Genomic DNA, 5543 nt, shown 5'->3' with positions numbered 1-5543 from the left:
TTTTAGAGCCATTGCCATATTCAGAGGTAAAGGCAACTGCTAAGTCTATTGCTCGTTGGGTATGGCGTAACCATACAGCAGCACACGCCAAATTTATCGAGCGTCAGACTGCTAAAGGGCGTAAAGGTGGTTTAAGCAGTGATTCCAGTCATGGCGGTAAGGCTAGATCAGCACAGTACAGCGATATACGTCAGGAAGCCTTAAAACTGCATATTATGGGGCTTAGTGTGACGAAAATAGCCAATCAACTAGGAATATCTCGACCTAGTGTTTATGCGTATTTAAAAAGTGTAAAAGTGCAAGCCTAAATCAGATATCAGCCCCCGGGTGCTTCCTTCCCATTTAATTTTTAAAAATTATTATTTAAGGGAATGTGCAACGGCTGTGGGCAAAGGAAAACCCTGTGATCTAAACCTGTGTGCAACTCAACGTATAACGGCTTTATCGTTATGCGGAGTTGTGCATAGTGTTTAGGCACCGATCAGGTTTTACGGTCGCTTGCGATTGTCCATAGCCTTGCCATGACCTGCTTAATTGAATTACGTCTAGGGGTCTGATATTGTAATGGAACGCAAGGATACATGGAGACCCCTCTGCTACGCAGATGTGTTCCATGACCTTGTTCAGGGGCAAGCCCCCGAAACCCCCAAAAGCAAAGGCAAAAGCATGACAGCGATCAAACGTAATAAGGTTTACAAAGTCCGATTTTCTGATGCAGAGGTACAGAAAATTAAAGATGCCAATATCCTAAATATTGCCAAATATCTAAGGGATACTTCGCTTGCCCAAATTGATGCAACCCAAGGCAACGCCAAAAAAAAGAATCAGGAAAACCACTACACAAAAATAGACCGTGACTTTTTGCTTGAGCTATCCCGAATTGGGGGCAACATCAATCAGATTGCAAAGGCAATAAATACCGATATTGCAAGCAGTCGTCCCCTTGATGCTGCAAGGCTTTTGCACCTGTTAATAGGGATTGATCAGACTTTAAAGGAATTGAAAAAATGATTGTTCAGTTCTTTAGATACGGCAATGGTTTGAGCAAAGGTCCACTGGATTATTTACTTGGTAAAGACCGTGATCGAGATTATGCAAAAGTCCTACAGGGCGATGTTTCCGAAGTATCAGGATTAATTGATACGTCACCTTATGCAAAAAAATATACATCCGGATGCCTAAGTTTTTATGAGCATGATTTATCTGACCAGGATAAACAAAAAATCATGCAGGATTTTGAGCAAGCCTTATTTCCTGGCATGGATCAGAGCCAGTACCGTGTCTTGTGGATTGAGCATCAAGACAAATTAAACGAAGAGACAGGGGAGCGAAGATTAGAGCTTAACTTCCTAATCCCTAATGTTGAAATCCTTACAGGACAACGTTTACAGCCTTATTATGATAAAGCTGATCGTTCTCGTATTGATCTGTTTAAGAAGATTACAAACTATGAATATCAACTGCATGATGCAGATGACCCTCTCTATCGCCAAGCCGTTACAACGGCAAAAAACCTGCCTAAAACTGTTAATGAAATCAAGGAAACGCTTGATATTGAAGCAACGAGAGCCGTTGAAAGTGGACTAATTACAGATCGGCAGAGCATGAAAAAATGGCTATTGGATCTTGGTCTTGAAGTCACCAGAGAAACCAAGAAAAGCCTATCCATTAAAAATCCGAATGATGACGAAAAAGCCCGCCCGATAAGGCTTACAGGTGCAATCTATGAGCAAGATTTTAGACTTACAGAAACGAGCCAACAACTTACTATCGCAGCATCAGAACGATATAGACGAGAAGCTGAACAGCGAAATCAGTCAGATATTCAAAGATATGCGGAATACAGTGCAAAGCGAAGCACAGAGCTTGAGCAGCAGTATCGACAGCACCAAAACGGATATACAGCAGAAACAGAGCGAAGCAACGAACGAGATATTGCAGCAGATCGACCAGACTACAGCTCAAACCAAGAAGCAGCAGCAACAAGGCATGACAGCCCTATTGCAAGAACAACAACAGCAGATCAAACAGCTACAAGCGAACTTGCAGCAGTTGAACGGCTTGAGCCAAGAAACAGCCAAAGCAGCCAAATTAAAGAAAACCCTTATTACATCGAATATAGTCTTGATTTCACTGGCATGTATAACGCTTATCAGCAGTATTTGTCTGGGATACGTCAGCAAGAGCAAGTACAGCGACATCACAGAGATGGAGAACAAAGTCCAGTGGCTAAAAAGCCAAGGGGCGAGCCTGAATATTCAGAAGTGTGGAACAGAGAAAAAATGGGACTGGTGCGTCCAGATCGACCCGAAAGCGCAGCAGTACAGCAACAATATGCGAATAGTGCAGGAAACCAATTAAATGAATCTCGAAGCACAGTTATTGCAGATTATCGAGCAGCAACAGCAGCAGCTCAAAGAGCAACAGAAGCAGCAAGAGCAAGCATTACAGCTCATTCAAACGCAGAGCAAAACGATAAGCGAACTAGAGAGCTACTGCAACAAATTGATAACTCACTTCAACACGCTGACCGAGAAAGAAAAAGAGATGAAAAATCATATCAGACAGCTACAGAATCCGAAGCTATCAGAGACTTTATTACAAAACTTGGAGAGCAGCTTAAAACAGCGATTACAGAGCCATTTAGAGCAATTAGTGACTGGGTTAAATCTAAAGAACGAGATCAACGAACTATTGCCAACGATGATCTATACAGAAATCGAGAAGCAGACAGCACCATTGACCCAACAGCTTCAAAGGAAACTAGACTCAGTGCAACAGTATCACGAAAAATTCGAGGGTTTGATCAAACAAATATCTTCAAGGCTTTAGATGAGCTGGACAGACGTAGAGAGTTGCAACTGGAGCAACAACGTAAAAATGACAAGAGTTATTCACCTAGATTTTAATACTTTTTTTGCGGAGCATTGCCCTTGTAATGCTGTACCCGATCTTTGCTAGACAAGCATAAGTGGTTTATGTTGTCCGATAAATAATTAAAGGAGGGATAACAAGATGCAAGCATTCATTACAAAAGGTTGTTTTACTAACCATGGTGGTAAAATTATAGAGGGTGATGATTCTTGGTTGGTTGATGGTAAAGGAGTTCATCTAGAAGGCATGGGGCATTTTTGCCCGAAGTGCAAAGTTGTTTCTAAGGCACTTGCGACACAAAGAGGCTTTATACAAGTGAATGGTCGCAACCCTATTGTGGCTGGCGATACTGCCACTTGTGGGGCCAAATACATGAAAATATCTGATTTGGCTGTTCGTAGTGGTGGCTCAGGTTCTGCCAGTTCTTCAAACCAAGTGAGTAATCTAAAGGATGCCTTAAAGTTTGATGAGCGTGTGCAACTTGTAGATCGGGATGATAATGAGCCATTGGCACATGTGCCCTACTATCTGAAAAACTCTAAAACTGGAGCTGTTGTTTCTTCAGGAACAACAGATGAAAACGGATATACAGAAAGATTTTATACAGCAAAGGCTGAAGATATTGATATTTATATTGGAGAGCCAGAGTGACACAAGGTAGTTGTAGAACAAATACAAAGCAAGAGTCAGTACATAGACAGCCTGTATCTTTAAAAGAATATTTAATTTGTATTTATTATCACAAATCTTCTAGAAATGATGATCGAGCATTTGAGAGGGCATCAAAGCATTGTCTTTCACAGCTCAAGTTAAATAACTGTGGTGATAACTTCGTATTTAAAGAATATCAAGTCACATCTGGACAGGACTTTAAAAAAATATGGACAACAATATTTGCTGAATTAAATAAAAATGTAGCCAAAGTAAAAGAAATGCATGTTTTTAGCCATTCAAGTAAGACTGATGGTGGTAATGATGGTTTAGAATTTTTGAGCACTAGAAATGATCGTAATGAAGTTACAGAAGATGGGACCATTTCTTATGATGAAATATCACAACTGGAAAAGCTGAGATGGTCTCCAAATGCAAATCTAGTCTTACATGGGTGCAATACTGGTCTCAGAGGTACATCTGTACAGTCAATTGCCGATGTATTTGCGATTAGACAGGAAAAATGTAGAGTTCATGGCCAAAAAGGTTGGGCTTATTTTTCCAGAAAAGAAGCTGTTTACGAGCGTACCTCACCAACTGATAAAGAAATTTATCTGTGGGCATTTAGTAGAGGAAATAATAACTATGTTGGCAATATTATTGGTGGTGAGAAAATCCCTGCCCTAATAGTCGAGAAGAAGAAGTAATCAAATGAAATTAAAGATATTATTTTGGGTTTCTACTTTAAATCTAGTTGGTATATTTTTATTTTATATACTCTCGTTTATGACAAGAAATAATCACTATGCCATATCTATAGATACGTTTTTTTTAGCATCGTCAGTTGTTCTTGTTGTATTAGCATTGCTACTTAAAAGCACAAAAGTAATATCAATTAGCTTGTTATCTATTGTGCTTGCAGTTGGTATGAATGTTTTTAATATCAGTATTAGTTATCAAAAATGGCTTGATCGTGAACAGCCTGAATGGGGTCAGAGATAGGATATTCCTATCTCGGCTGTACCCGAAGATCACAAATTTGCGACATTTTGTCGCAATATTTTGTTTTGAAAATCAGTCATTTGACAGCAATTCAAAAAGGTGTAATATTTTCATCAGGCGAAAAAAAAGCAAGCTGGCAGGCTCGCTTTTTTCTCTTTGTTAAACAAATGCTTAAAGCATCAGTCAAACGCAAATTCGATACTTGTATTTTACTGATGTTTTGAGCCAATGCAACACTTGGATGTGTTTCATGCTCAATAAAACGCAATTTTCAGACGATTTTTACGAAAAACTCCCAAAAAAACCGTATTGCTCGGATGATTTAGGGCGTGGGGTGATTATTCGCCCAAAACGTACCGCAATCCAGAAGCCATACATTCAGCATAATCCCCCTTGTCTTGTTAGCTCGTTGGTGTTCGATATAGACCGCCAAGACGCTTATTTTGCGTGGTCTGACGCAAATTTACCGACCCCAACGTGGATAGCCAAAAATCGCCAGAATGGACATGCACATATTGGCTATATGCTTTTAGCTCCAGTATGTACCACGCATCGAGCAAAGCAGAATGTCATACAGTACCTTGCCAAGATTGAGCAGGCGTATAGCTTGGCGTTAGGTGCAGATCGTGGCTATACGGGGTTAATCACTAAAAATCCATGTCACGGAACATGGGAAAATCATACCTTTGGCGTTCAACCATACGACCTAAATTATTTAGCCGATTTTGTAGAGCTTCAGGAACTAAAAACCGACTTAAAAGAAGTTTCAGGGCTTGGGCGTAACTGTATGATGTTCGATACCGTTAGATTCTGGGCGTATGAAGCGATTAGAGCGTTTATTTCGGGTTCGCCTGATAGTTGGTATGCGGAAGTGCTAAAAGTCGCTATAAACGCAAATGGTGCGTTTTTAGAGCCATTGCCATATTCAGAGGTAAAGGCAACTGCTAAGTCTATTGCTCGTTGGGTATGGCGTAACCATACAGCAGCACACGCCAAATTTATCGAGCGTCAGACTG

Annotated in this window: 7 protein-coding genes; all 7 read left to right on the top strand. The window is 40.4% G+C overall.

Features of this window, described 5'->3' with window-relative positions:
• Nucleotides 1–308: terminase gpP N-terminus-related DNA-binding protein (locus ACVOMB_RS20585; protein ID WP_481532875.1), on the top strand; the 308-nt coding region annotated here is incomplete at its 5' end.
• A 256-nt stretch (nucleotides 309–564) separates the two neighbouring features.
• Nucleotides 565–1011 (top strand): MobC family plasmid mobilization relaxosome protein, encoded by a 447-nt coding sequence (locus ACVOMB_RS20580; protein WP_324518492.1) that lies wholly within the window; start codon nucleotides 565–567, stop codon nucleotides 1009–1011.
• Nucleotides 1008–2909 carry a relaxase family protein gene (locus tag ACVOMB_RS20575; RefSeq protein WP_324518490.1) on the top strand — a complete coding sequence of 634 codons (1902 nt, stop codon included), beginning with the start codon at nucleotides 1008–1010 and terminating at the stop codon, nucleotides 2907–2909. The genes ACVOMB_RS20580 and ACVOMB_RS20575 overlap by 4 nt, the downstream gene beginning before the upstream one ends.
• A gap of 106 nt (nucleotides 2910–3015) precedes the next feature.
• Entirely contained in the window at nucleotides 3016–3525 is a 510-nt protein-coding gene (locus ACVOMB_RS20570) for a PAAR domain-containing protein (protein ID WP_324518488.1), read from the top strand.
• Nucleotides 3522–4232, top strand: coding sequence for a hypothetical protein (locus ACVOMB_RS20565; protein ID WP_481532874.1), 711 nt, complete (start codon nucleotides 3522–3524; stop codon nucleotides 4230–4232). Before ACVOMB_RS20570 ends, ACVOMB_RS20565 begins: the two co-directional genes overlap by 4 nt.
• A 4-nt stretch (nucleotides 4233–4236) precedes the next feature.
• Complete coding sequence (locus ACVOMB_RS20560; RefSeq protein ID WP_324518496.1) at nucleotides 4237–4527, top strand: hypothetical protein; 291 nt, start codon at nucleotides 4237–4239, stop codon at nucleotides 4525–4527.
• A 250-nt stretch (nucleotides 4528–4777) separates the two neighbouring features.
• On the top strand, nucleotides 4778–5543 hold a 766-nt coding region (locus tag ACVOMB_RS20555; protein ID WP_481532873.1), incomplete at its 3' end, for a replication initiation protein.

This window comes from Stenotrophomonas sp. STEN018, assembly GCF_056760235.1.
The sequence above is the reverse complement of the archived record's forward strand: the minus strand, read 5'-3'. Positions and strand labels throughout refer to the sequence as shown.